This is a genomic window from Mycobacterium dioxanotrophicus, from assembly GCF_002157835.1.
GTDB lineage: Bacteria > Actinomycetota > Actinomycetes > Mycobacteriales > Mycobacteriaceae > Mycobacterium > Mycobacterium dioxanotrophicus.
Window position 1 is genome coordinate 2,605,998 of sequence record NZ_CP020809.1, and the last position, 23,149, is coordinate 2,629,146.

Here is a 23,149-nt window from a genome sequence, read left to right on the forward strand (position 1 = left end):
GCGACGCATCAGCCGATCTTGTTCATGATGGCCTTGGCCATGTCGATCGCGGCCACATCGATATCGCTGTTTGCGGCGACTTTCGCCTTGTCGACGATGTCGAAGTAGTCGGCAACAGTTTCGATGACGTAGTGGTCCTTTACCGCCAGAACGCGGGCATGCGGGGTGGACAACTCTTCGTCAGTTCCGCCGTTGAGCAGGGTCGCGGTGAGCATGGCGTCAATGGTCTGCACCTTGAAGATCACATCGCGGATATAACCGCTGGGGGTTTTGCCGAGTTTGGCGGTGACGGTCTTCCCCTCGCACTGTGTCCACTGCTCGGTTGCGTGGGCCAACACCTCCTGGGCGGCCTCCGGGCTGGGTAGCGCTACGACGGCCTCGTCAACGCCGACAAACCGCGGCCTCTGCTTGCCGTCGAGGGCCGCAAGGAAATGCGTTCTGGCGACGGCCTGCACAGCGGCGTCCTCGTAGGTGACCTGCTGAGCCACTGCTGTCACCCCGAGGCATTCGGGCTCGGTGAAGTTCTTCCTGCCGTCGCTGAGTGCCTCCGACCCGCCTGACTTCGGGCTGCCGACCTGCTTCTCGTGCAGCAGGTCGCTGATCTCGGGTTCGGTGAGTAACGCGTCGACCGGAGCGATCGCGGCTTTCGGGCTCTCGAACGCAGCAGGCTCGGGCAGGAGCAACCACAGCACCAGCGCCACCACGGCGAGCACGATGATCGCGTAGGAGAGAGCGATACCGACGATGGCACGCCCGCGGCCGGGCTCGCCCGTCCTCTTGATCTTTCGCAGCGCCAGGTGACCGAGGACAGCTCCGGCTGGGGCGAAGACGAACGCGAAGATCACCGACAACGTCGCGAATTCGTTGACTTCCTGCGACGGTGGCGGAGGCTGTCCCGGGAACTGGCCCTGGCCGGGCGGTGAGAACGATCCGAAGCTGCCGATCACCGGAGGTGCTGCGGGGATCGGACCGCCGAACGACCCGTCGAATGGGGACGGGTCGAATGGCGACGACGAATAGGGTCCACCTGGTGGCTGCGCGCCGTACCCACCGTAGGTCACCGAACACCCCTTCCCGCGCCGTGTTAGCTGCCCAAGTCTAGGCACAGGTTGGCGGGGCGGATTGCGGTTATTTGCGGCCGTCAGCGGCCGCATAGACTATGCCGGTGGCCGGCCGGATTCCTGATCGCGATATCGCGGCCATCCGTGAAAAAATCCGCATCGAAGACGTCGTCGGCGACTACGTCCAACTGCGCCGTGCCGGCGCGGATTCGATGAAGGGTCTGTGCCCGTTTCACGACGAGAAGTCGCCGTCGTTCCATGTCCGGCCCAACCATGGCCACTTCCACTGCTTCGGCTGCGGCGAGGGCGGTGACGTCTACGCCTTCATCCAGAAGATCGAGCACGTCACCTTCGTCGAGGCCGTCGAGCTGCTCGCCGATCGCGTCGGCTACACCGTCACCTACACAGGCTCGTCCACCACCAACGTGCAACGTGACCGGGGCAGCCGCAGCCGCCTGCTGGCCGCCAACGCCGCCGCGCAGGAGTTCTATGCCGAGGCGCTGGCGTCTGATGAGGCCGCCGAGGCACGCAAGTATCTGACCGAGCGCAACTTCGACGCCGCGGCGGCCGCGCAGTTCGGCTGCGGGTTCGCCCCGTCAGGCTGGGACAAACTGACAAAACACTTGCTGCGCAAGGGTTTCGAGTTCAAAGAGCTCGAAGCGGCCGGGCTGAGCAGGGAAGGCAAACGCGGGCCGATGGACCGCTTTCACCGGCGGCTGCTGTGGCCCATCCGGGTGTCGTCGGGGGAGACCATCGGATTCGGTGCGCGCCGGTTGTTCGACGACGACCAGAACCAGGCGAAGTACGTCAACACCCCCGAAACCGTGCTCTACAAGAAGTCGCAGGTGCTCTTCGGACTGGACCGGGCCAAACGTGACATCGCCAAGGGTCATCAGGCCGTCGTCGTCGAGGGCTACACCGATGTGATGGCCATGCACATGGCAGGCGTCACCACCGCGGTGGCCTCGTGTGGCACCGCGTTCGGTGACCAGCACCTGTCCATGCTGAGGCGACTCATGATGGACGACAACTTCTTTCGCGGCGAGCTGATCTACGTGTTCGACGGCGACGCGGCCGGGCGGGCTGCCGCGGTCAAGGCGTTCGAGGGGGAGCAGAACCTTTCGGGGCAGTCGTTCGTGGCGGTGGCCTCAGACGGGATGGATCCGTGTGATCTGCGGCTGCGCTCGGGTGACGGCGCCCTGCGCGATCTGGTGGCGCGTCGAACCCCGTTGTTCGAGTTCGTCATTCGCAGTGCGCTCGCCGAACACGACCTCGACAGCGCCGAGGGACGCGTGGGCGCGCTGCGCCGGTGTGTGCCGATGCTGGGCCGGATCAAAGACCCCACACTGCGCGACGAGTACGCCCGGCAGCTGGCCGGCTGGGTGGGTTGGGACGACGTGGCGCAGGTCATCCGCCGGGTCCGGGAGGAAGCCGGCCGCCCGGCCCGCCGTGACGATCGTCGTTCCCCGGAACCGCAGGAGCGTCCGAAAGCGCCACCCGTGCAACGACCGAACCCCGCGGACCCGACGCTGTGGCCACAGCGTGAAGCGCTCAAGGCCGGGCTGCAGTACCCGGGCTTCGCCGGACCGGTGTTCGACTCGCTGACCGTGGAGAGCTTCACCCATCCGGCCTACGCCGCCGTGCGGGCCGCGATCGAGGCGGCCGGCGGCACGGCGGCCGGGATCTCGGGCGCGCAGTGGATCGAGGTGGTGCGCGAGCAGACCACCTCGCCTGCAGCGGCCAGCCTGGTCAACGAGCTGGGCGTGGAGGCCATCAACGTCGAGGACGACGAGCAGTTGCCGCGCTACATCGGCAGCGTGCTGGCCCGCCTGCAGGAAGTGTGGGTGGGGCGCCAGATCGCCGAGGTCAAATCCAAGCTGCAGCGCATGTCGCCGGTCGAGCAGGGTGATGAATACCACGCCCTGTTCGGGGACCTGGTGGCGATGGAGTCGTACCGCCGCAGCCTGCTGGAACAGGCCAGTGGTGACGACCTGACTGCGTGATTGCTCACATCACGATATGGTGAACCCGCTTCGACCCTGGACGTGGCGAGAAAGGCAATCTGGTGACATTGATCAGCACCCGCACGCGGCGGTTCGTCGCTGTCGGCGCATTTGTGGCGGCCGCAGTCGCTGCCCCGGCGTTCATCGCGACCATGACCCCCCAGAGCGGTGAGGTCAGCGCATCCCCGGCCTGCCTGGCGTGGTTCGGCAACAAGGACGACGGCAAGTGCCTGTCCTACTCCAACAACGGCAACGGCTACGCCCCGTCGTTCTCGATCGGCCCGCAGGGCACCGGTCAGAACGGCGGCCTGACCACCGGCCCGCTGCTGCCCGGTCAGACCATCAATCAGGGGATCGGCTAACTACCGGCCCGTTTGACCCTCGAAACGTCGGTGCTCTCCATGGAGAGCACCGACGTTTCTGCGTCGATGGGGGTCATCGTCACGAACTGCGGGTCCGGGGACACGCGCTTGGCGATGGTGCGACGGCCGGCGTCGAGCACGGCCTTGGTCGCGGGATTGCCGGTGACCGCGCGATAGGTGCTGGCGATCTGCTCGTAGCGGCGTCGGCCTGCCTTGGCGCCAAGTACATAGCCGACGGCGATCACGGCGGCATAGCGGATCACGGCGTTCCTCCCAGACGGCGAATGTGTGCTTCCATCCTGCCTCACCGCCACGCCGACGCGCCCGTGCGGGAGCGCATTGGCGGCAGCGGCGGTCCGTACGCTAGAGTCAACGCTCGGCCCGCTCGGAGCACGCTCCGCGCGGACTTAACGCAGAAGATAGTCCCCTGTAGCTCAATTGGCAGAGCTCCCGACTGTTAATCGGGCGGTTGATGGTTCGAGTCCATCCGGGGGAGCAACCACGTCCTACTTCTTGCCCTGCTGCTGTTGCCGGGCAGCCTGGGCGAGTGCTTCCACCAACGGATTTGCCGCCGACGCCAGCGCCTGCCGTTCCTCGTCGGTGAGTTGATAGAACGTCCATACGCCCCACGCGGCCGGCCGGATGTACACCGTGACCTCTTGGCGGGTGTTGTTCTGCAGGACGGCCGGCACGGGCACCGCGCGGTCCAGTGTGGCGGCACTGGCCAATTCTTCGGCGATCTTGTCGACGTCAGCCGACTCCTGCAGTTGGTACAGCACAGCCTTGTTGAATGGTCCTTCCATGGCGAGGAACCAGGCCATCAGCGTCTCCTTCGGTGGGGTCGGGCGTCACTGTAAGGGATCAGCCCTCTCAGATGGCCGGTATTCCGGTACGCGCGCACCAAAGACGGCCCGTACCCAGGAACTGTCCAGGTTTCGCTAGGCTCGTGGCGTGCACCCTCGGCTGATCGCCACCGCCACGTTCGTCGGGCTCGTCGCTGCTGGTTGCGGCTGGAGCCCGTCTTCGGCGCCGCCGCCGAAACCGGACACCTGCACGCCGACGGACGGCCCCAGCGCCGACGCTGTCGCGCAGGCGATCGCCAACCTGCCCAATCCCGAAGCCGGGGCGCAGTGGACTCAGGTCAGGGACGGCCACACCGCCAACTGCCGGCTGTATTGGGTGCAGGTGGGGCAGAAGAACCCGCAACCCAACAGCGTCGGCCAGTTGCTGTTCTTCGATCGGCAGACGCCGCTGGGTCCGGCCACCCCGCAGCCGCGTCCCTACATCAACGTGGTGACCAACGCTGATGACAGCGTGGTGGTCAACTACCAGTGGCAGCAGGGGCAGGACTCGCCCAAGGCGCCCACCGGTATCGCGACGGTGCGGTTCCGGATCGGTGACGACGGCAAGCTTCAGGCCGTCGACCCGCTGCCGCCCAGCCCTTAGCCGTTGACCAGCTCGGCCGGATCGAGCATTGCCGCGTAACGCAATTGCTCGGGGATGCCGAAGCCGTCGACGAGGGTTTCGATGTGCGGGCGCAAGGTGCGGCAGCGCTCGTTGATGCCCCGGGTGACGGCCTTGGCCCGCTCGGTGGACAGGTACCGGTGTTCCATGAACCAGGCCTTGTCGTCCTCGATGACCGAGAGCGCGTACAGATCGCAGACGTCTTCGAGCAGTTCGCGCGCGGCGTCGTCCTCGCATGCCGCGATGCCTGCGACGAACGCCTCCAGGATGATGCGGTCGATGTGCGCCGACGCGGCGTGCAGCACGTGGTCCTGCACGGCGTTGAACGCGTCGAAGGCACTCATTTCCTTGGCCTTGCCCTGCAACCGCCGGGCGACCGTCGACAACAGGTATTCCTCGCGGTCCTCGAACATTTTGACCTGGGTGCCGCGGTTGAACAGGCTGCCTTCTTCCTCGTTGTCCTGGCGGCTGTCCAGCACGGTCTGGATGATGGTCTCCGCCGAGGTGCGCTTGAGGACGCGTTCGCCGGCGAAGTTGGCGGCGAACCGCACCCATTCCACCGGGCTCATGCCCTTGATGTCGTCGGCGTAGGCGGTCAGGAGTTCTTTGGCGACCAACTGGGTCAGCACGTGGTTGTCACCCTCGAACGTGGTGAACACGTCGGTGTCGGCGCGCAGCGCGATGAGCCGGTTCTCCGCGAGATAGCCTGCGCCACCGCATGCTTCGCGTGCTTCCTGGATGGCCTTGCTGGCGTGCCAGGTGTTGGCGGCTTTGAGGCCGGCTGCGCGCGCCTCCAGTTCGCGCTGCTCCTCGGCGTCCGGATTGTCCGAGGTCTGCAGTTCATGGCATTTCGAGACCAGCTCGTTCTGCGCGAACTGCAGTGCATAGGATTTGGCGATCAGGGGCAGCAGCCGGCGTTGGTGCACCAGGTAGTCCATGATCAGCACTTCGTTGTCGCTCTTGGGCGCCTCGAACTGCCTGCGCTGCAACGCATATCGGGTGGCGATGTCCAGGGCGACGCGGGCTGCCGCTGCGGCGCTGCCGCCGACGGTGACGCGGCCGCGGATCAGCGTGCCGAGCATGGTGAAGAAGCGGCGGCCGGGGTTTTCGATCGGTGAGCTGTAGGTGCCGTCGGGCGCGACGTCGGCGTAGCGGTTGAGCAGGTTCTCCCGCGGCACCCGCACGTGGTCGAACACGATGCGGCCGTTGTCGACGCCGGGCAGCCCGCCTTTGTAGTGGCAGTCCGACGTCGTGACACCGGGCATGTCGTTGCCCAAGTCGTCACGGATCGGCACCACCAGGCAATGCACGCCGTGGTTGACTCCGTCCGGGGTGATGAGCTGTGCGAAAACTGCTGCGACACGGGCAGTTTCGGCCGCGCCGCCGATGTAGTCTTTACGCGCCGTCGGGGTCGGGGAGTGGATCACGAACTCTTCGGTCGCCGGATCGTAGGTCGCCGTGGTCTCCAGGGACTGCACGTCGCTGCCGTGGCCGGTCTCGGTCATCGCGAAACAGCCGAGCAGGTCGAGGTCGATGAGGCGCCGGACGTAGGCCTTGTGGTGGCGCTCGGTGCCGAGGTTTTCGATGGCGCCGCCGAACAGGCCCCACTGCACGCCCGCCTTGACCATGAGCGACAGGTCCGACATCGCGAGCATCTCGATGCTGCTGATCGCGGCGCCGACGTCGCCATTGCCGCCGTGTTCTTTACGGAACCCGTCTTCCGCGGCCCCGGCTGCGGCCATGATCTTGAGTTGCTCGGCGACCTTGGCCCGGGCAATGGCGGTGTTCGGCGTGTAATGCGGCCGGAACTTCTCGTCCGAGAGATTGGCCCGCATGGCGTTCTTGGTGTCTCGCCAGCGCCCGTCCAGCGTGTTTCGCAGATGCTCGGCAGTGGAGGTCATACCCGACGGTAGCGCGTGACCCCGTTGAGGATCGTCGAGATCGACGCCAGGGTCGTTGTTTTCACACAGTCACAACCCTGGCGTCAATCTCGACGTTGAGAAGCTCTAGCTCTCGCTGCCCATGGTGACCGCGGTCGCCTCGTCGGTGAGCTCGTCGAGCTCATCCTCGATGGCGAGGTCGTCGTCGATGTGGCTGAGATGTGCGCGCGTCGCGAACAACACGACCGCACCGGCGAGGACCGCACCGGCGCCCACCCAGTACGGCAGGTGCACGCTGACCTGTTCACCGAGCAGGCCGGCCAGCCACGGCGCCACGGCGGCGCCGCTGAACCGCAGGAAGCTGTAGGCCGCCGAGGCCACGCCACGCTCGACCGGGGCGGCCTTCATGACGGTTTCGGTGATGAGCGTGTTGTTGACGCCGATGAACAAGCCGGCGACGACGACGCAGGTGGCCAGAATGGGTTTGGATTCGGTGGCCACTGCCATCACCGCGAGCGTGGCGGTCATCGCGAGCAGGTTGACGACGAGCGTGCGCACGGTGCCGAACCGGTGTTGCAGTCGCGGTGCGACCACCACGGACGTGAACGCCAGCGCCAGGCCCCAGCCGAAGAAGATCAGCCCGATCTGATGCGCGCTCATGTCAAGGGGGAACGGGGTGAACGCCAGCAGGGTGAAGAAGCCGAAGTTGTACAGCAGCGCGGTGATCGACACGCCGAGCAGCCCGCGGTGGCGCAGGGCCCGGAACGGGTCGGCGAGCGTGGTCGCCCGCTCGGCGCGCGGGGTGGCAGGCAGCAGGAAGGCGGTGATCACGAGGGCGAACGCCATCAACGCCGACACTCCGAAGAACGGGCCGCGCCAGGAGATCGACCCCAGCACGCCGCCGACCAGTGGGCCGACCGCGATACCCAGGCCGAGTGCGGCCTCGTAGAGGATGATCGCCTGTGCCACAGAGCCTTTGGCGGAGTTGACGATCGTGGCCAGCGCCGTGGCGATGAACAGCGCGTTACCGAGACCCCACAGGGCGCGCCAGCCGACGATCTGCATGACCGTCTCGCTCATCCCGGCCAGTCCCGCACCGGCGATGATGACGACCAGGCCCAGCAGCAGCGTTCGTTTCGGTCCGATCCGGCTCGACACCACGCCGGTGATCAGCATCGCCACGCCCATCACCGCCATGTAGCTGGTGAACAGCAGCGACACCTGTGACGGTGAGGCGTTGAGGTTGTCGGCGATCGGCTTGAGGATCGGATCCACCAGTCCGATGCCCATGAAGGCTACGACGGAGGCGAAGGCTACGGCCCATACGGCCTTGGGTTGGCGCCACATCAGGGCGAGAACTCCTTGTCTGTTGTCGGTTCGGTATCAGTTGTCGTCGGCCGGGTCGCGGTCCTCGAGGATCCGCCGGATGACGTCCACGGCGGCCGCCAGGGTTTGGCGGTCCTCGGGGGCTAGACGATCGAGCCGCGGGTTGATCGCGGCGGCGCGGTCGATCCGGGCCTGCGTGAGGGTGCGTCGACCCTCGTCGGTGATGCGGATCAGGACGGCGCGGGCATCGCCCGGGTCGGCGGTGCGGGACACCAGTCCGGCGTCTTCGAGGCGACGCACCTGCGTCGTCATCGTGGGCTGCGAGCAGTGGTCGAGGTAGGCGAGGTCGGAGATGCGGGCCTGGCCCTGGTCCTCGATGGTGGACAGCAGCCGCGCCTGGGCCCATGGCAGCGGCAGCCGGGTACGTTGGTTGGCGAGACGATTCAGCCGCGCCACGACCGAGAGCAATTCCGCGCCGAGTTCGGTCTTGTGGTGCGCCGCGGCGTCTTCCGCTATGGGGGTCGGCATACGTCCATAATTACATAGAATTCCTATGTAGTCCACCGGTCCCTCCGTGTCGCCCGTCACACAACGGCCACCGAACCACACCGATTCTGGCTGGCAGAATCGAGAAATGACCGCTCCGGGATCGGCGACCCAGCCACGGAAATCGGGTCCGCTGACCCCCGGGGAACTCGCCCAGGCCGCCGTGATGGCGGCGCTGTGTGCCGCGACGGCCATCATCGCCGTGGTGGTGCCGTTCGCCGCGGGCCTTTCGATGCTCGGCACCGTGCCGATGGGCCTGCTGGCGTACCGCTACCGGATGCGGGTCCTGCTGGCCGCGACCGTCGCCGGCGCCACCATCGCGTTCCTCATCGCCGGGCTCGGCGGCTTCATGACCGTCGTGAACTGCGCGTACATCGGCGGGCTGACGGGCATCGTGAAACGGCGTGGCCGCGGCACCCCGACCGTTCTCGCCGCGGCCGTCGTCGCCGGCGCGCTGTTCGGCATGGTGTTGGTCGGGGCGATGACCGTGCTCTCGCGACTGCGCATTCTCGCGTTCGAATCGATGACCGCCAACATCGAGGGTCTGGCCGTGGCCATGGCCCGCGTCCCCGTCCTACGGGATTTCGCCGATCCGCTCAAGCACGGCTTCGCCACGCTGCTCGACTACTGGCCCGTGCTGATCCTCGGCTCCGGGATCTTCAGTATCTGCTTCGTCAGCCTGGTCGGCTGGTGGGCACTGTCGCGGGTGCTGACCCGGCTGGCCGGCGTCCCCGACGTCCACAAACTAGACACGCCCGGTGGCACGGGAACCGTGGCACCGGTGCCGGCTCGCCTGGCCGACGTCCGATTCCGGTATCCCGGCGTCGACCACGACGCTCTGGGTCCGGTGTCGATGGACCTGCAGCCGGGCGAACACGTCGCGGTCACCGGCCCCAACGGCTCCGGCAAGACCACCCTGATGCTGGTACTGGCGGGCCGGGAACCCACCGCGGGCACCGTCGAACGTGAAGGCGTGGTGGGGCTGGGCCGCATCGGCGGGACCGCGGTGATCATGCAGCACCCCGAGAGTCAGGTGCTCGGTACCCGGGTCGCCGACGACGTCGTGTGGGGCCTGCCGCCCGGTACGACGACGGATGTGGACCGGCTGTTGACCGAGGTCGGCCTCGACGGGCTGGCCGACCGCGACACCGGCGGACTGTCCGGAGGCGAACTCCAACGGTTGGCCGTGGCGGGTGCCCTGGCGCGCGAACCCGCGCTGCTCATCGCCGACGAGGTCACGAGCATGGTCGACCAGAACGGCCGCGACACCTTGATGACCGTGCTGTCCGGACTGACCCGGCACCACGAGATGTCACTGGTGCACATCACCCACTACGACGCCGAAGCATCGTCGGCCGACCGCGCCATCAACCTCGGCGGCACGACCGAGAACACCGACATGGTGCAGACCGCGGCCGTGCCGGCCGGCACGGTCCCCGGACATGAAGCCGGCGCACCCGTGTTGGAGCTGACCGCCGTGGGGCACGAGTACGCCAGCGGGACCCCGTGGGCGAAAACGGCTTTGCGGGACGTCACGTTCACCGTGAACGAGGGCGACGGCCTGCTTGTCCACGGCCTCAACGGATCCGGCAAATCCACCCTGGCGTGGATCATGGCCGGGCTCACCGTGCCCACCTACGGGGCCTGCCTGCTCGACGGCGCACCGGTGTCCGGACAGGTCGGAGCCGTGGCGATGTCGTTCCAGGCGGCGCGGCTGCAGTTGATGCGCAGCAGCGTCGAACGCGAGATCGCATCGTCCGCGGGCTTCGCGGTCGACGACCAGGCGCGCGTCGCGGCGACGCTGGCCACCGTCGGCCTGGACCCGGGGCTGGCCAAACGACGGATCGATCAGCTCTCGGGCGGTCAGATGCGCCGGGTGGTACTGGCAGGCTTGCTGGGCCGGGCCCCGCGCGCGCTGATCCTCGACGAGCCGCTGGCCGGTCTGGATGCGGCCAGCCAGCGGGGCCTGCTGCGACTGCTGGAAGATCTGCGCCGCGACACCGGGTTGACCGTCGTGGTCATCTCGCACGACTTCTCGGGCCTGGAGGGACTCTGCCCGCGCACGCTGCATCTGCGGGACGGGGAACTGGCCATGGCGCCGACGGCGGCAGGAGGGGCTCGATGACCGCGCCGACCCGAGGGCAACGCAGACCCATGGTGCTGCTGCGGCCGGTGCCCGGCGACAGCGTCATCCACCAACTGTGGGCAGGCACCAAGCTGCTGGCGGTGGCCGGTATCGGCGTGCTGCTGACCTTCTATCCCGGCTGGGTGCCGATCGCGTTCGTCGGGGTGCTGGTGTTGGTGGTGGCCCGGCTGGCGCACATCCCGCGCGGCGCCGTGCCCTCGGTGCCGTTCTGGTTGTGGGTGCTGATGGCGCTCGGCGCGGCGACCGCGACGCTGGCCGGCGGCAGTCCGATCATCGATGTCGGGTCGATGCACATCGGCCTCGGCGGGCTCTTCAACTTCCTGCGCATCACCGCGTTGTCGATCGTCCTGCTCGGCCTCGGCGCGCTGGTGTCCTGGACCACCAACGTCGCCGACATCGCCCCGGCGGTCGCGACCCTGGGCCGCCCGCTGCGGTTCGTGCGCGTCCCCGTGAATGACTGGGCGGTGACAATCGCCTTGGCGCTGCGCGCATTCCCGATGCTGATCGACGAATTCCGCACGCTGTACGCGGCACGAAGGCTGCGGCCCAAGGAACGCGCCGAATCGTTCCGGGCCCGCCGCAAGCAGCGGGTGGGCGATGTCATCGACCTGCTGGCGGCGTCGGTGACTGTGGCGCTGCGCCGGGCGGACGAGATGGGCGACGCGATCACCGCGCGCGGTGGTACGGGCCAGATCTCGGCACTGCCGTCGCGACCGAAGGCCCGTGACTGGGTGGCGTTCGCGGTGCTGATCGTGGTGTGCGGCACTGCGTTGGCGCTGGAGTTGACGGTGCTCGGCACCAGCCTTCCTCGGCGCTGACGGGTCAGTGGCGCCGCGTCAGGAACCGGATGGCGGCATAACCCACACCGCCGGCCAGCGCCAACGCTGCCAGCCACGGCAGCAGCAGCCCGAACAGCATGACCGCCTCGGAGGCGAAGCCGACCATGCCGTCCCAGCCGCGCTCGACCTGACCGAAGAACCCGTGATACTGCTTGATCGGGCCGCCGAAGTTCTCGGCATAGACGTCGAGGTTGAGGGTGCTGAAGGCGATCTGCTCTCCGAGGTGAGCCCGCTGCGCGCGCAGGCTGTCCAGGTCGGCCTGCCGCTGCGACAGTGCGTTCTCGGCCTTGATCAGCGCGTCGGGATCCTTGGCGTCGCGCATGATCCCGAGCAGCCGGTCGACCGAGGTCTGCAGGGCGGTGATCCGCGCGTCGAGGTCGACGCGCTGGTTGGTCACGTCGTCGGCCTTGATCTCCAGCGTGTTGACGGTGCCGAGCCCTTTGACGTCGGTCAGGGTCTTGTCGAGTTTGGCGACCGGCACCCGCAACACCAGCGCGACATGCGCGCGCCCCGAACTGGAACCGGCATCCTCTGAGCGGCTGTCCACACGTCCGCCGGCATCGGTGACGATCGCCGTGGCCTTGTCGGCGGCTGCGGTGGTGTCGGAGGCCGTCAACGTCAGTGACACCGTCTTGACGATGTCGCGGTCGGCGTCAGCGGGTTTGGGAGCGTTGTCGTTCGGCCCGTTGAGCGGGGGAGGTGCGGTGAACGGCGCCGCGGGCGCGGGGGCTGCTGTCGCCGCGGCCGGGGGCGCTTCCGGCGCCGTCGAGCTCGGGGAATGCCCGGCTGCGCAGGCCTGCGTCGTCACCGAAACCGTCACGGCCAGCAGGGCCGCCGCGGCGAGGCGACGCCGGGCACGGCTGTTGTAGGCGGGCATCAGCACAATCTACCGATCATGGCTTGCCCGCAGACCTATCCTGAGCGGGGAGTTCGGGGGCGGTAGAGAGCCAGATGACGGTAGTGACGTGTCGACGATGCGGCCGGGTGGCGCGCGACGGTGCTCGGTTCTGCGACGCGTGCGGCGCCCCACTCGCCGAGGCGGCGGGGCCGGCCGAGTACAAGCAGGTGACGGTTCTGTTCGCCGATGTCGTGCACTCGATGGACATCGCCGCCGCGGTCGGTGCCGAACGTCTGCGCGAGATCATGACCGCATTGGTGCAGCGTTGCGCCGAGGTGGTCCAGCGCTACGGCGGCACGGTCGACAAGTTCACCGGCGACGGCGTCATGGCGTTGTTCGGAGCCCCGGTCGCCTTGGAGGACCATGCTTTTCGCGCTTGTCTCACTGCGTTGGAGATTCAGCAAGAGGTGCAGCGGCTGGCCGTCGACGTCGGCCGCCGTGACGGGTTGCCGCTGCAGCTGCGCATCGGCCTGAATTCCGGTGAGGTGATTGCCGGCGACATCGGTTCGGGACCGCTCGGCTACACCGCGGTGGGCGCTCAGGTCGGATTGGCGCAGCGGATGGAGTCGGTGGCACCCGCCGGCGGGGTGATGCTCAGCGAATCGACCGCACGTCTGGTCGAACACACCGTCGTGCTGGACGCAGCGCAACAGGTCCGGATCAAGGGGGCCACTGAACCGGTTACTGCTCGCCGGTTGGTGGGTATCGCCCCGCACCAGCAGGCGCGCATGGGGCGCGGCAGCACCCATCTCGTCGGCCGCAGCTGGGAACTGGCCGCCCTGCTCGGCATGCTCGACCGGGCCGCCGGTGGCGCGGGATGCTTCGCGGGCGTGGTCGGACCGCCGGGAATCGGTAAGAGCCGCTTGATCGCCGAGACCCTGGCCGTCGCGGTCGGCCGTGGCATCCAAGTGTTTTCGGCGTTCTGTGAGTCGCACACCGCCGACGTCCCGCTCTCGGTGGTCTCGGAGTTGATGCGGGCGGTGTTCGGCGTCGACGGGGTCGGTGACGACGCGACGGCGCGGAATCTGTTGCGCGCGCGGCTACCCGACATCGACGAAGCCGACCGGCTGCTGCTGGAGGACGCGTTGAGCATCGGCGACCCGCAGGTCCGGCTGCCCGAGATCGGGGTGGACGCTCGACGCAGACGCGTGACGGCACTGGTCGACGCCGTAGTGACAGCCCGCGCCGCGCCGAGTGTGTACGTGATCGAGGATGCGCATTGGATCGACCCGGTCAGCGAGGAGGTCCTGGTCGACCTGCTCGCGACGTTGACCCGCTCGCGGGCGCTGGTGCTGGTGACATACCGGCCCGAGTACGACGGTCCGCTGAGCCGACATCACGGCGCGCAGACCATCGCGCTGTCGCCGCTCGATGATGAACAGACGGCCGAATTGGTCAGCGGGCTGCTCGGGCGCGACGCGTCGGTCGGCGGACTGGCCGGCCAGATCGCCGAACGTGCCGCGGGCAACCCGTTTTTCGTCCAGGAGATCGTGCGTGATCTCGCCGACCGCGGTGTTCTCGCCGGCGGGCGCGGCTGTTATCTGTGTCCGACCGGTGCCGACGATGTAGCGGTCCCCGCGACCTTGCAGGCTGCCATCGCCGCGCGGGTCGACCGGCTCGACGCCGCCGCCAAGCGCACCCTGAGCGCTGCCGCCGTGGTGGGCGCCCGCTTCGACGAAGCCCTGCTGGCCCAGTTCGCCGACACGACTCAGCTCAGCAGGCTCATCACTGCCGAACTCATCGAACAGGTCGCGTCCACACCCAAGGCGCAGTACGCGTTCCGGCACCCGATGATCTGGTCGGTGATGTACCGCGCCCAACTGAAATCTGAACGCGCACAGCTACATCGGTGTGTGGCTGCCGCCATCGAGCCGCGGGACGAGAATGCCGCTCTGATCGCCGAGCACCTCGAAGCCGGCGGCGAGCTCCATCAGGCCTACGACTGGCACATGCGCGCCGGAGATCGGTCCAGATTCCGCGATGTGCGGGCGGCCCGGATGAGTTGGCAGCGGGCCGGTCAGGTCGCGGATCGGTTGCCCCTCGATGATCCGCAGCGCCCGGCCCTGCGGATCGCGCCCCGGGCGTTGATCTCCGGCACCAGTTTTCGTTCCGGCGGTCCCGTGCGTGACAGCGGTTTCGAGGAGCTGCGGGCGCTGGCCGAGGAGGCCGACGACAAGCGCTCGCTGGCCATCGGGATGGCCGGGCAGGTGGGCGCACTGCTCGGGCACGGGCATTTCCGGGCTGCTGACGAGTTGGCATCCGAACTCGTCGGCATTCTCGACGCGATCGCCGACCCGGATCTGATCGTCGGACTGCTGCACACCACGCTCATCGCCAAATTCGCGACGGGTGCGATGGCTGACCTGGTGCGGCTGGCCCAACGCGTGATCGATCTGTCGGGTGGCGATCCGCGCCGGGGCGGCATCGTCACCGAGTCGCCGTTGCTGATCGCGATGATGCTGCAGGCCGTCGCACGATCCTGCTTCGGACAACCCGGCTGGCGCGACGAGCTCGACCAGGCTCTGGCGCTGTTGCGTGATGTCAACCCGGCCGCGCGCGGTGTGCTGCTGGTGTACTGCTTCAACGTCGGCTGCACCTTCGGAACGCTCTCTGTCGATGCGGCGATTCTGCAGGAGACCGCCGAAACGCTGCGATACGCCGAACAACTCGGCGAGGGCTACGCGCTCGACGCCGCCCGCTGCGCACGCGGGCTCGCGCTGGTGGCAGCGGACCCGCAGAGCACCGAGGGGCTCGAACTGCTCGCGCAAACCCGCGAAGCCATTGTGCAGGAACGGTTCACCATGCCGGCCCTGGCTCCCATCGACATCGCGTTTGCGCGACGGCTGGTAGGTGAAGGTGACCGGGACAATGCGATCGCGACGTTGCGCGATGTCGCCGCCGGTCAGATCGACGCGGGGGAGTGGTTGGGGCGTGGGGTCGCGCTGAGCGCGCTGGCCGAACAACTGATCGCCCGTGGATCGGACGACGATCTCGGTGAGGTACAGGCGATGATCGACCGGTTGGATGCCGAACCGGTGGAACCCGGTTTTGCGCTGTTCGACATCATGGCGCATCGGCTGCGCGCCTTGCTGGCAGGAGCGCGCGGCGACACGGCCTATCCCGAACTGGTCGAGAAATATCGTGCGAAGGCGAAATCCTTTGGCTTCGAAGGACATCTGGCCTGGGCCGAGGAGATGTCGCGGGCCGGCTAGCGTGCCGCCGCGCTGTTCGCGGCCCACTGCGCGTCGGCGAGGCTGGTCGCGACATCCGCACGGCCCAGGAACATCTCGTCGAAATGGGGCCGCAGCGCCTGGTACCCGGCGGGGAACCCCAGCCCGCCCGGCGCCGGCACCTGCGGACCGCGCAGCACCCGGAAGAACGGGGTCACATCCACCCCGCGTGACTTCCAGTAGTCGTGGTAGACGGGCTGTGCCGCCAGCACGGCGGGCACCGCGGCGCCGTGCGCGCCGAGGAACTCATTGCCCTGCTTGCCGCCCATCCACTGCAACACCTGGCGTACCGCGTCGGGATGCTTGGTGGCCGAATTAGCGGCCGCGGCAATGCCATTGGTGACGCTGACCCGGCCTTTGGGTCCTTCGGGCAGCATCACCACACCCCAGTGGAACGGCGCCTGGTTGGCGATGGCCGCCAGGTTGAAGGTGCCGGACTGGAACAACGCCATCCGGCCCTGCAGAAAAGTGTTGCGGGAGAAATCTCCGTTGCCGTTGGTGACAGAGGCCGGCGGCGCGACGTGGTCGGTGTTGATCAGCCGCACCAGATACGTGAACGCTTCGACGGCCTGCGGGTTGTCGAAGGCGAACCGATCGCCAACGGTGAACTGGCCGCCGGCCGACCCGATGTAGTTCAGGTAGATGCCCTGCATGTCGTTGGCTGCGTTGTAGCCCCACTGCCGGATGCGGGTCGGATCGAACCCCTCGGTGGCGGCAGTGCGACCGTCCTCGTCGACGGTGAGCCGGGCCAGCAGCGGGCGCAGCGTATCGTCGGGCCCGTCGGACCACCGCAGGGTGAGCAGTTCGGTCAGGTCCACCCCGGCGGCGTCGAGCAGGTCGGCGTTGAAGAACACGGCGATGCCGGCGTCGGTCAGCTGCGGCACGGCCCACAACGCGCCGTTGCGGGTGAACTGGTTGACCACCGACGGCTCCCAGGCGCGGGCGGCGTTCGGGCCCAACGTCTTGCCGATGTCCATCAGCCGACCGCTGTCGGCGTAGCCGGCGAAATAGGCGTTGGACAACCAGAAGATGTCGTCGGCGCTGCCGCCGGCCACGTCGGTGCGCAACGTGTCGAAGTACGACGAGAACGCCACAGTGTTGACGCGCACCTCGATGTCGGGATGCGCACGGCTGAACTCGGTGAACGATTCCCGGTAGGCCGCCGCGGCCTGTTGATCCCACAGTCGCACCGTCACCACGACGTGTCCCGACGGCTCGGTGTCGCGGCCCAGGAGTACGGCAAGCCCCAGGAGCACCGCCATGGTCAGCGCCAGACCCGCGGCGGCCAGCGTCGAGAAGCGGGGCCTCATTTGATGCCCGTCACGACGATCGAGCGGACGATGTTGCGGGACAGGGCGACGAAGAGCACCAACAGCGGCACGATCGCGACCGTCGTCGCCGCCATCACCAGCGTCCACTGCGCGTTGTACTGCGTCTGCAGGCCCGCGGTCGCGACCGTCAGCACCTGCCATTTCTGCCCGCTGGTGATCACCAATGGCCACAGGAAGTTGTTCCACTGGGTCACCACGGTGATCAGCCCGAGGGTGACCAGAATCGACCGGCTGGCAGGCACCACCACATGGGTGATCACGTCCAGCGTGTTGGCCCCGTCGAGGCGGGCCGCGCTGATCAAGTCGCTCGGGATCGAGCGAAAGTACTCGCGCAGCAAGAAGATCGCGTACGGCGAGCCGAACATGAAGGGCAACACCAGGGCCCAGAACGTGTTACGCAGACCGGCTTCGGCCATCATCAGATACAGCGGCACCACCGTCACCGTCGCGGGCACCATCAGGGTGGCGATATAGACCCAGAACAGCGCGTCACGTCCCGGAAACTGCAGCCGGGCAAAGGCATAGGCGGCCAGCACGGAGAACACCAGCTGTCCGATCAGGATCACGGCGGTCATCAGTGCGGTCACCACGATGGCCCGGCCGAAGCCCGCGTCGGCGAGCCCCAGATAGTTCTGCAGCGTCGGCGGTTTCGGCAGCGACAACGGCGAATCCGTGTTGAACTGCTGTGCCGAGGTGAACGACGTCAGCAGCCCCAGTCCGAACGGCAGCAGCGTGATGACCGCGCCGACCACCAGCCCGGCGTAGATCGCGACGTTACGTGAGGTCATAGCTGATCCGACGACGGAAGTAGAGATGCTGGACCACGGTGATGCCGACGAGCAGGGCGAACAACACGATCGCCATCACCGCCGCGCGCCCCACGGCGGCCGCGCCGAACGCCTCGGCGTAGATGCGGTGCGCGACCAGATCGGTGCGTCCCTGCGGTCCGCCGCCGGTCAACGCGTAGACGGTGTCGAATACCTGGGCGGCGCTGACGATTCCGGTGACCAGAACGAAGAACATGGTCGGCCGCAACATGGGCAACGTGATGTGGCGGAACCGTTGCCAGGCGTTCGCGCCGTCGGTGCGGGCCGCGTTGTGCACGTCCTCGGGAATGTTGAGGATGCCCGCGAGAAAGAACAGCGTGACGTAGCCGACGTTGGTCCAGATGACCACCGCCGACACCAGGGGCAGCGCCAGGCTCGGATCCGTCAGCCAGTCGATTTGGTGGCCGAGCACGGTGCTCACGGCACCGTCGGTCGGTGCCAGGATCCAGCGCCACAACACCGCGATGGCCAGCGGGGCGCAGATCCACGGCAGCACGTACACAGTGCGGAAGAAGCCGCTACCGGGCAGGCCGCGGGCCAGCAGTGTCGCGGCGAACAGACCCAGCGCGGTTTGGGCCGGCACCACCAGCAGCACGAACAACAGGGTCACCAGCAGTGAGGTCGCGAACGACGAATCGGTGAGTACCGCAGTCCAATTGTCGAACCCGACATAGGTGATCGGCCCCAGCAGATCCCATCGGTGCAGGCTCAGCCAGGCCACCACCAGCATGGGCAGCACGAGGAAGGTGACGACGCCGAAGAGGCTGGGTGCGACGAGCGCGTACCCCAGTGCGGTGTCTCGGACACGCGAGGTGGCCATTCTGATATTAAAGCGGCACGTGCGCAGTGCGCGTCGGCGGGGCGGTTCCAACTGATGCCAAGACCGTCATACTGGCAACCGTGACGCCTAGAAAAGTGCGGGGCACATCACCCAAGCGGCAATGGCTGACGCCCAAGCAACAGCGCGCCTGGGTCGCCTTCATGCGGGTGCAGCTGCGGATGAGCTATGAGATGAACCGCCAGTTGCAGGCTGATTCAGATCTCTCGTTGGCCGACTACGATGTGCTCGTCGCGTTGAGCGGGGACCACGACGAGGGCATGCGCATCGGTGACCTGGCCGCGCAGATCGGCTGGGAACGCAGCCGACTCTCACATCAGTTGCGCCGCATGGAAGAACGTGGTCTGACCGAGCGGCGCACCGGTGCCGAGGACGGCCGCACCACGAACGTCGTGCTGACGCCCAACGGGCGGCGGGCCATCGAGGATGCGGCTCCTGGCCATGTGGACTTGGTGCGCAGCCTGTTTTTCGACCCCCTGCCCGACAATCTGCTCGCACCGTTCACCGCGGCGCTGGAACACATTCACGTCAACCTCAATCTCAACAGCTCGCTGCCGCCGGCGCCGCGCTAGCATTTAGGTGAATAATCACCTAAATAGTGGGAAGCGGGACAATGAGTGACGTGATCACCGGCCTGATGGAGACCAATCTGTTGGCTGTGTTCAACGAGCGTGACGCTCGCCGCCGCACCGCGGCGATCACGGCGACCTATACCGAGGATGTGCGGTGGACCGACGACGACGGCGTTGCCGTCGGCCACGATGAACTGAATGCCAAAGCGGTTGAGCTGCAGGCTAGGCTGCAAGGGCTGCATTTTGTCAAGGTCGGTGGGGTCCGCCAAACCCGCGGTTTGGGGTTCCTGGCCTGGGAGGTGCGCACCCAAGACGCCGGCGCCGTGGCGACGGGCTTCGACGTGGCCGAGGTGTCCGATGGGCGAATCAGTCGACTGTGGACGGTACTGAACTCTCCGGAATAGGTGATGTATCACCTAGGTTGTAGCGGGTGCAACGCACGAACGACACAACCAGAACGGAGCACGATCATGGGGCAGCTAGACGGCAAGACAGCACTCGTCACCGGTGGAACGTCGGGTATCGGCTTGGCTACCGCGAGGCGGCTGGCCGAGGAAGGCGCCTATGTCTTCATCACCGGCCGGGACCGGACTCGTCTTGACGAGGCGGCTGCCTCGATAGGCGCTCACGGCGTGCAGAGCGATATCAGCAAGCCCGAAGAGCTCGATGTCTTGGCCACCGAAATCGCCAAGCGCGGCAAAGGGCTCGACGTCGTCTTCGCGAATGCGGGCGGCGGCGATTTCGCAGCCCTCGCCGACGTGACCCCGAAGCACTACCGGGACAACTTCGACCGCAACGTGGCCGGCACGGTGTTCACCGTGCAGAAGACGTTGCCGCTGCTCAACGATGGCGCGTCGATCGTCCTTGCCGGGTCGACCGCGGCAACCAAGGGCATACCCGCGTTCGGCCTCTACGCGGCATCCAAGGCCGCAATCCGGTCCCTCGGCCGCACGTGGGCCGCAGAACTGGCCGACCGCAAGATCCGGGTCAACACCGTCATCCCAGGCCCGATCGAAACCCCGGGACTCACCGACTTGGCGCCTGCCGAGCAGAAGCAGGGATTGCTTGACGGGTTGGCTTCGGAGGTGGCGATGAAGCGGCTGGGGCACCCCGAGGAGGTCGCCTCCGCGGTGCTGTTCCTGGCCTCGGACCAGAGCAGCTTCATGACCGGTGCGGAGCTGGCCGTCGACGGCGGGCAGATTCAGATCTAACGTCGCCGGCGCGGCTATGCGCCAACATAGTTCGAGTGCGACGATTTATGTCCAGATATAGGGCCGGTTCGGCTGCCGCTGGATAGAATCGCGTGATGACCAGCGTTGCCTGCCGCGTGCATCGTCGTGCCGGCGGGCGAGGCACTGCAAGCGGCGGCGCCGTGACGATTGCCGCGCCAGGCCGATCATGACGGCGGATGTGCATCGTCCGATCAGCAAGCCCACTGCTGTGCCGGGCAGTGCCAGTGTCCGCGACCTGGTCGAGCTGCGGCATCTCCAGGCGACATTGCTTGCGGGTGAGGCGGGGCTCGACCGCCGTGTGTCATGGGCGCATGTGTGTGACGCCTTCGACCCGTGGAACTGGCTTGAGCCTGGCGATCTCGTACTGACCTGCGGGTACATCGTTCCGAAAGATCCGTCGGCGCAGGTGCAGTTCGTGGAGAGCATGGTTGCGGCCGGCCTGAGCGGCATCGTGATTGGCGAGGATGACCGCTGTCCGCACCTGTCGGACGAGATGCTCACGGCTGCCGACCGGGTGGGCTTCCCGGTGATCCACGGCGCGCACGCGGTTGGCTTCGCGCAGTACGTACGGTTCGTTGCGGCCGCCAATGCCCGCGGTGAGGACCAGTCGTTCACTCAGATCGCCCGGGTGAACGGCGAGGTGATGGCGAGCCTGCGCGAGACGCTCGTGGGCACCGAATTTGTCGAGCGGCTCAGCCGGGTGGTGAATTGCCGACTGCACGTCGTCGACCCGGAAATGTGGGAGCCATTGATCCGCGGTGGCGAAGCCCCTGACCGTGCGTGGAAGGCTGCCTACGATGCTGAGGTTCAACGCTCCTCTGGGCGTGCGCCATTCGTGATGAACCTCGCTGTCGGCGACAAGACGGCGCTGACAATGCCCATCGTCAGCGAACGCTCGGCATGCCTGATCGCCTTCCCAGAGGGCGATTCGAGGCCGCGGCTTGCGGTCCTACAACAGGTCGCCGCCGCGTGCGCACTGGAGATCGGGCGCGTCGACGCAGCCGTGGAACGATCCCGCCGGGCGGGCGCCGGCCTGCTGAACGACACCCTGAACGCCCGGCTCGAGCCTGCGGTCCTCACTGCGCTCTTCCGCGAGAGACGCCTCCAGGGGGACCTGCGCGCACTGGCGATCGACGGTCGACCTGCCGCGATCGAAAGACTCGCGCGCCGCTGGCTCATCCGGGGAATCCCGTTCCTGCTCGGCGAGATCGGCCAGGTCGCCGTCGCGGTGGTCCGGTCCGTCGATGTCCCACAGGTGGATCTCGTGGAGCGCACCACCCTGGAACGGTGGCGGGCCGGGCTGAGCGACGCGTTCGCGGGCCCCGGCAACCTCGGCGATGCTGTGCGCCAGGCGCGGTGGGCGCTGGAGACCGTGAGTCCGAACGACTCGGCGCTTGCCCTGTACGGCGATAGCAGTCCGTCCTTCCTCCCGCGCACACTCGCCGAATCCAAGCTCGCGGCCGACCGCGTGCTGGGCCCGCTCATCGAGTACGACCGCGAGCAGGGCACCGATCTGATCAAGACGCTGCAGGCATACCTGGAGTGCGACCGTTCGCCCACTCGGGCAAGCGAACTGCTCTTCATTCACACACAGACCGTCAACTACCGCATCACCCGGATACAAGAGCTGACGGGCCGTTCGATGCGCTCCACCGGCGACGTCAGCGAACTCTGGTTCGCGCTCCGGGCGCTCGCGCTGGCCCAGACCACCTAACCGCTCGAACGCGCACATGTCTTTCGGTATAAGCCGTGCCCTACAGGTCATTTCGCGACACAGTGGGCAGTCGCACCACCGGTTGGCAGACTGCGACCGACGACCAAGAGGAGAAGGACTAGGTATGGGTACGTTTGAAGGACGCAGCGTGATCGTCACCGGGATCGCCTCCGGTCTCGGGAGCGCATTGGCGCGCGAGTTCGCAGCCGAGGGCGCGAATGTCCTCGGCTGCGACATCATCGACGAGGCCGGTGCGAAAGTGATGGACGGCATAGGCATCTACCGCCGGACCGACGTCTCCAAGGAGCATGAGGTAGAGGCGCTCGTCGACGACGCAGTACAGCGGTTCGGCCGGCTCGACGTCATGGTCAACAATGCCGCGATCCAGGTCGAGCAGGAGCTGGCCGCCACCACCGAGGAGCAGCTCGATCGCGTGCTCGCGGTCAACCTGAAGGGCCCGTTCTTCGGTTGTAAGCATGCGATCCGCGCGATGCGTGGCTCGGGTGGTGGTGCGATCGTCAACATCTCGTCGGTTCTCGCCGTCGCCGGCGACCCCATGCTCGCCGCCTACGGCGCGGCGAAAGGCGGTGTGCTCGCCCTGACGAAATCGGCCGCCGTGAAGTACGGGCGTGACGGCATCCGTTGCAACACCGTGTTGCCCGGGGACATGCAGACCGAGATGGTCGAGGCGTACTTTGCAGCGGCCGACGACCCCGCCGCCCTGCGCGCTCAGGCTGAAGGGGAGTACCCGCTCGGCCGGATCGGCCAGCCACGTGAAGTTGCCAGGGCGGTCCTCTTCCTGGCATCCGACGACGCGAGCTTTGTCACCGGTGAAGCGCTCGTCGTCGATGGCGGCCTGCTTGCCGAGTGCTACTGACGG

At 67.2% G+C, this 23,149-nt stretch carries 21 protein-coding genes and 1 tRNA gene; 12 read left to right on the forward strand and 10 right to left on the reverse strand.

Going from position 1 to position 23,149, the window contains the following annotated elements; all coding sequences use genetic code 11:
* Positions 1 to 8: 8 nt before the first annotated feature.
* Positions 9 to 1,061 carry a sensor domain-containing protein gene (locus BTO20_RS12575; RefSeq protein WP_198344360.1) on the reverse strand — a complete coding sequence of 351 codons (1,053 nt, stop codon included), beginning with the start codon at positions 1,059 to 1,061 and terminating at the stop codon, positions 9 to 11.
* A 104-nt stretch (positions 1,062 to 1,165) separates the two neighbouring features.
* Here BTO20_RS12575 and dnaG point away from each other — a divergent pair, with 104 nt between their 5' ends.
* Both dnaG and BTO20_RS12585 read left to right on the forward strand, forming a co-directional pair.
* Entirely contained in the window at positions 1,166 to 3,064 is a 1,899-nt protein-coding gene (gene dnaG / locus BTO20_RS12580) for a DNA primase (protein WP_198344361.1), read from the forward strand.
* 59 nt (positions 3,065 to 3,123) lie between these two features.
* Positions 3,124 to 3,426, forward strand: a complete 303-nt coding sequence (locus BTO20_RS12585) for a DUF7155 family protein (RefSeq protein WP_087076293.1) — start codon at positions 3,124 to 3,126, stop codon at positions 3,424 to 3,426.
* Here the strand turns inward: BTO20_RS12585 and BTO20_RS12590 are convergent.
* On the reverse strand, positions 3,423 to 3,689 hold the full coding sequence (locus BTO20_RS12590; RefSeq protein WP_087076295.1) for a hypothetical protein: 267 nt from the start codon (positions 3,687 to 3,689) through the stop codon (positions 3,423 to 3,425). The two genes, BTO20_RS12585 and BTO20_RS12590, sit on opposite strands and share 4 nt — an antisense overlap.
* Positions 3,690 to 3,849: 160 nt before the next feature.
* Between BTO20_RS12590 and BTO20_RS12595 the strand changes: the two genes are divergently transcribed.
* A tRNA-Asn gene (locus BTO20_RS12595) sits at positions 3,850 to 3,922 on the forward strand.
* A 10-nt stretch (positions 3,923 to 3,932) separates the two neighbouring features.
* On the opposite strand, the gene BTO20_RS12600 is transcribed toward BTO20_RS12595, so the two are convergent.
* Positions 3,933 to 4,247: a hypothetical protein gene (locus BTO20_RS12600; protein ID WP_029373115.1), complete on the reverse strand. Its 315-nt coding sequence runs from the start codon at positions 4,245 to 4,247 to the stop codon at positions 3,933 to 3,935.
* A gap of 130 nt (positions 4,248 to 4,377) precedes the next feature.
* Here BTO20_RS12600 and BTO20_RS12605 point away from each other — a divergent pair, with 130 nt between their 5' ends.
* A complete protein-coding gene (locus BTO20_RS12605; protein ID WP_198344362.1) occupies positions 4,378 to 4,872 on the forward strand; it encodes an LppP/LprE family lipoprotein in 495 nt (164 codons plus the stop codon).
* Here the strand turns inward: BTO20_RS12605 and BTO20_RS12610 are convergent.
* The 3 genes from BTO20_RS12610 to BTO20_RS12620 all read right to left on the reverse strand — a co-directional run bounded on the left by BTO20_RS12610 (position 4,869) and on the right by BTO20_RS12620 (position 8,624).
* Positions 4,869 to 6,791 carry an acyl-CoA dehydrogenase family protein gene (locus BTO20_RS12610; RefSeq protein WP_087076297.1) on the reverse strand — a complete coding sequence of 641 codons (1,923 nt, stop codon included), beginning with the start codon at positions 6,789 to 6,791 and terminating at the stop codon, positions 4,869 to 4,871. The two genes, BTO20_RS12605 and BTO20_RS12610, sit on opposite strands and share 4 nt — an antisense overlap.
* A 105-nt stretch (positions 6,792 to 6,896) precedes the next feature.
* Positions 6,897 to 8,117, reverse strand: a complete 1,221-nt coding sequence (locus tag BTO20_RS12615) for an MFS transporter (RefSeq protein WP_087076299.1) — start codon at positions 8,115 to 8,117, stop codon at positions 6,897 to 6,899.
* A gap of 36 nt (positions 8,118 to 8,153) precedes the next feature.
* On the reverse strand, positions 8,154 to 8,624 hold the full coding sequence (locus tag BTO20_RS12620; protein WP_087076301.1) for a MarR family winged helix-turn-helix transcriptional regulator: 471 nt from the start codon (positions 8,622 to 8,624) through the stop codon (positions 8,154 to 8,156).
* Positions 8,625 to 8,730: 106 nt separating this feature from the next.
* Here BTO20_RS12620 and BTO20_RS12625 point away from each other — a divergent pair, with 106 nt between their 5' ends.
* Both BTO20_RS12625 and BTO20_RS12630 read left to right on the forward strand, forming a co-directional pair.
* On the forward strand, positions 8,731 to 10,767 hold the full coding sequence (locus BTO20_RS12625) for an ABC transporter ATP-binding protein (protein ID WP_087076303.1): 2,037 nt from the start codon (positions 8,731 to 8,733) through the stop codon (positions 10,765 to 10,767).
* A complete protein-coding gene (locus BTO20_RS12630; RefSeq protein WP_087076305.1) occupies positions 10,764 to 11,606 on the forward strand; it encodes an energy-coupling factor transporter transmembrane component T family protein in 843 nt (280 codons plus the stop codon). The genes BTO20_RS12625 and BTO20_RS12630 overlap by 4 nt, the downstream gene beginning before the upstream one ends.
* Positions 11,607 to 11,610: 4 nt before the next feature.
* Here BTO20_RS12630 and BTO20_RS12635 read toward each other — a convergent pair whose 3' ends face one another.
* Positions 11,611 to 12,435 (reverse strand): DUF4349 domain-containing protein, encoded by an 825-nt coding sequence (locus tag BTO20_RS12635; RefSeq protein ID WP_408632193.1) that lies wholly within the window; start codon positions 12,433 to 12,435, stop codon positions 11,611 to 11,613.
* Between the two features lie 176 nt (positions 12,436 to 12,611).
* Between BTO20_RS12635 and BTO20_RS12640 the strand changes: the two genes are divergently transcribed.
* Positions 12,612 to 15,737 carry an ATP-binding protein gene (locus tag BTO20_RS12640; protein WP_332460300.1) on the forward strand — a complete coding sequence of 1,042 codons (3,126 nt, stop codon included), beginning with the start codon at positions 12,612 to 12,614 and terminating at the stop codon, positions 15,735 to 15,737.
* Here BTO20_RS12640 and BTO20_RS12645 read toward each other — a convergent pair.
* From BTO20_RS12645 to BTO20_RS12655, 3 genes are read right to left on the reverse strand one after another with little or no spacing between them, the layout of a single operon-like run.
* On the reverse strand, positions 15,734 to 17,065 hold the full coding sequence (locus BTO20_RS12645) for an ABC transporter substrate-binding protein (protein WP_087076310.1): 1,332 nt from the start codon (positions 17,063 to 17,065) through the stop codon (positions 15,734 to 15,736). The two genes, BTO20_RS12640 and BTO20_RS12645, sit on opposite strands and share 4 nt — an antisense overlap.
* Entirely contained in the window at positions 17,062 to 17,874 is an 813-nt protein-coding gene (locus BTO20_RS12650) for a carbohydrate ABC transporter permease (RefSeq protein WP_087076312.1), read from the reverse strand. The genes BTO20_RS12645 and BTO20_RS12650 overlap by 4 nt, the downstream gene beginning before the upstream one ends.
* Positions 17,861 to 18,733 carry a carbohydrate ABC transporter permease gene (locus BTO20_RS12655; protein WP_087076314.1) on the reverse strand — a complete coding sequence of 291 codons (873 nt, stop codon included), beginning with the start codon at positions 18,731 to 18,733 and terminating at the stop codon, positions 17,861 to 17,863. The genes BTO20_RS12650 and BTO20_RS12655 overlap by 14 nt, the downstream gene beginning before the upstream one ends.
* Before the next feature lie 80 nt (positions 18,734 to 18,813).
* On the opposite strand from BTO20_RS12655, the gene BTO20_RS12660 reads away from it, so the two are divergent.
* The 5 genes from BTO20_RS12660 to BTO20_RS12680 all read left to right on the forward strand — a co-directional run bounded on the left by BTO20_RS12660 (position 18,814) and on the right by BTO20_RS12680 (position 23,146).
* The gene (locus BTO20_RS12660; RefSeq protein WP_232491124.1) at positions 18,814 to 19,323 is read left to right on the forward strand and encodes a MarR family winged helix-turn-helix transcriptional regulator; all 510 of its coding nucleotides are present in this window, start codon (positions 18,814 to 18,816) and stop codon (positions 19,321 to 19,323) included.
* Positions 19,324 to 19,364: 41 nt separating this feature from the next.
* Positions 19,365 to 19,727 (forward strand): nuclear transport factor 2 family protein, encoded by a 363-nt coding sequence (locus BTO20_RS12665; RefSeq protein WP_232491125.1) that lies wholly within the window; start codon positions 19,365 to 19,367, stop codon positions 19,725 to 19,727.
* Between the two features lie 66 nt (positions 19,728 to 19,793).
* Positions 19,794 to 20,534 (forward strand): SDR family NAD(P)-dependent oxidoreductase, encoded by a 741-nt coding sequence (locus BTO20_RS12670; protein WP_087076318.1) that lies wholly within the window; start codon positions 19,794 to 19,796, stop codon positions 20,532 to 20,534.
* Positions 20,535 to 20,721: 187 nt separating this feature from the next.
* Positions 20,722 to 22,269 carry a PucR family transcriptional regulator gene (locus BTO20_RS12675; RefSeq protein WP_087076319.1) on the forward strand — a complete coding sequence of 516 codons (1,548 nt, stop codon included), beginning with the start codon at positions 20,722 to 20,724 and terminating at the stop codon, positions 22,267 to 22,269.
* Positions 22,270 to 22,393: 124 nt separating this feature from the next.
* Positions 22,394 to 23,146 carry an SDR family NAD(P)-dependent oxidoreductase gene (locus BTO20_RS12680; RefSeq protein ID WP_269770348.1) on the forward strand — a complete coding sequence of 251 codons (753 nt, stop codon included), beginning with the start codon at positions 22,394 to 22,396 and terminating at the stop codon, positions 23,144 to 23,146.
* Positions 23,147 to 23,149: the final 3 nt, after the last annotated feature.

Coding starts and splice junctions, on each gene's coding strand:
- BTO20_RS12600 (WP_029373115.1), bottom strand. CDS start 4,247: ATGGCCTGGTTCCTCGCCATGGAAGGACCATTCAACAAGGCTGTGCTG.
- BTO20_RS12610 (WP_087076297.1), bottom strand. CDS start 6,791: ATGACCTCCACTGCCGAGCATCTGCGAAACACGCTGGACGGGCGCTGG.
- BTO20_RS12615 (WP_087076299.1), bottom strand. CDS start 8,117: ATGTGGCGCCAACCCAAGGCCGTATGGGCCGTAGCCTTCGCCTCCGTC.
- BTO20_RS12620 (WP_087076301.1), bottom strand. CDS start 8,624: ATGCCGACCCCCATAGCGGAAGACGCCGCGGCGCACCACAAGACCGAA.
- BTO20_RS12625 (WP_087076303.1), top strand. CDS start 8,731: ATGACCGCTCCGGGATCGGCGACCCAGCCACGGAAATCGGGTCCGCTG.
- BTO20_RS12630 (WP_087076305.1), top strand. CDS start 10,764: ATGACCGCGCCGACCCGAGGGCAACGCAGACCCATGGTGCTGCTGCGG.
- BTO20_RS12645 (WP_087076310.1), bottom strand. CDS start 17,065: ATGAGGCCCCGCTTCTCGACGCTGGCCGCCGCGGGTCTGGCGCTGACC.
- BTO20_RS12650 (WP_087076312.1), bottom strand. CDS start 17,874: ATGACCTCACGTAACGTCGCGATCTACGCCGGGCTGGTGGTCGGCGCG.
- BTO20_RS12655 (WP_087076314.1), bottom strand. CDS start 18,733: ATGGCCACCTCGCGTGTCCGAGACACCGCACTGGGGTACGCGCTCGTC.
- BTO20_RS12665 (WP_232491125.1), top strand. CDS start 19,365: ATGAGTGACGTGATCACCGGCCTGATGGAGACCAATCTGTTGGCTGTG.
- BTO20_RS12670 (WP_087076318.1), top strand. CDS start 19,794: ATGGGGCAGCTAGACGGCAAGACAGCACTCGTCACCGGTGGAACGTCG.
- BTO20_RS12675 (WP_087076319.1), top strand. CDS start 20,722: ATGACGGCGGATGTGCATCGTCCGATCAGCAAGCCCACTGCTGTGCCG.
- BTO20_RS12680 (WP_269770348.1), top strand. CDS start 22,394: ATGGGTACGTTTGAAGGACGCAGCGTGATCGTCACCGGGATCGCCTCC.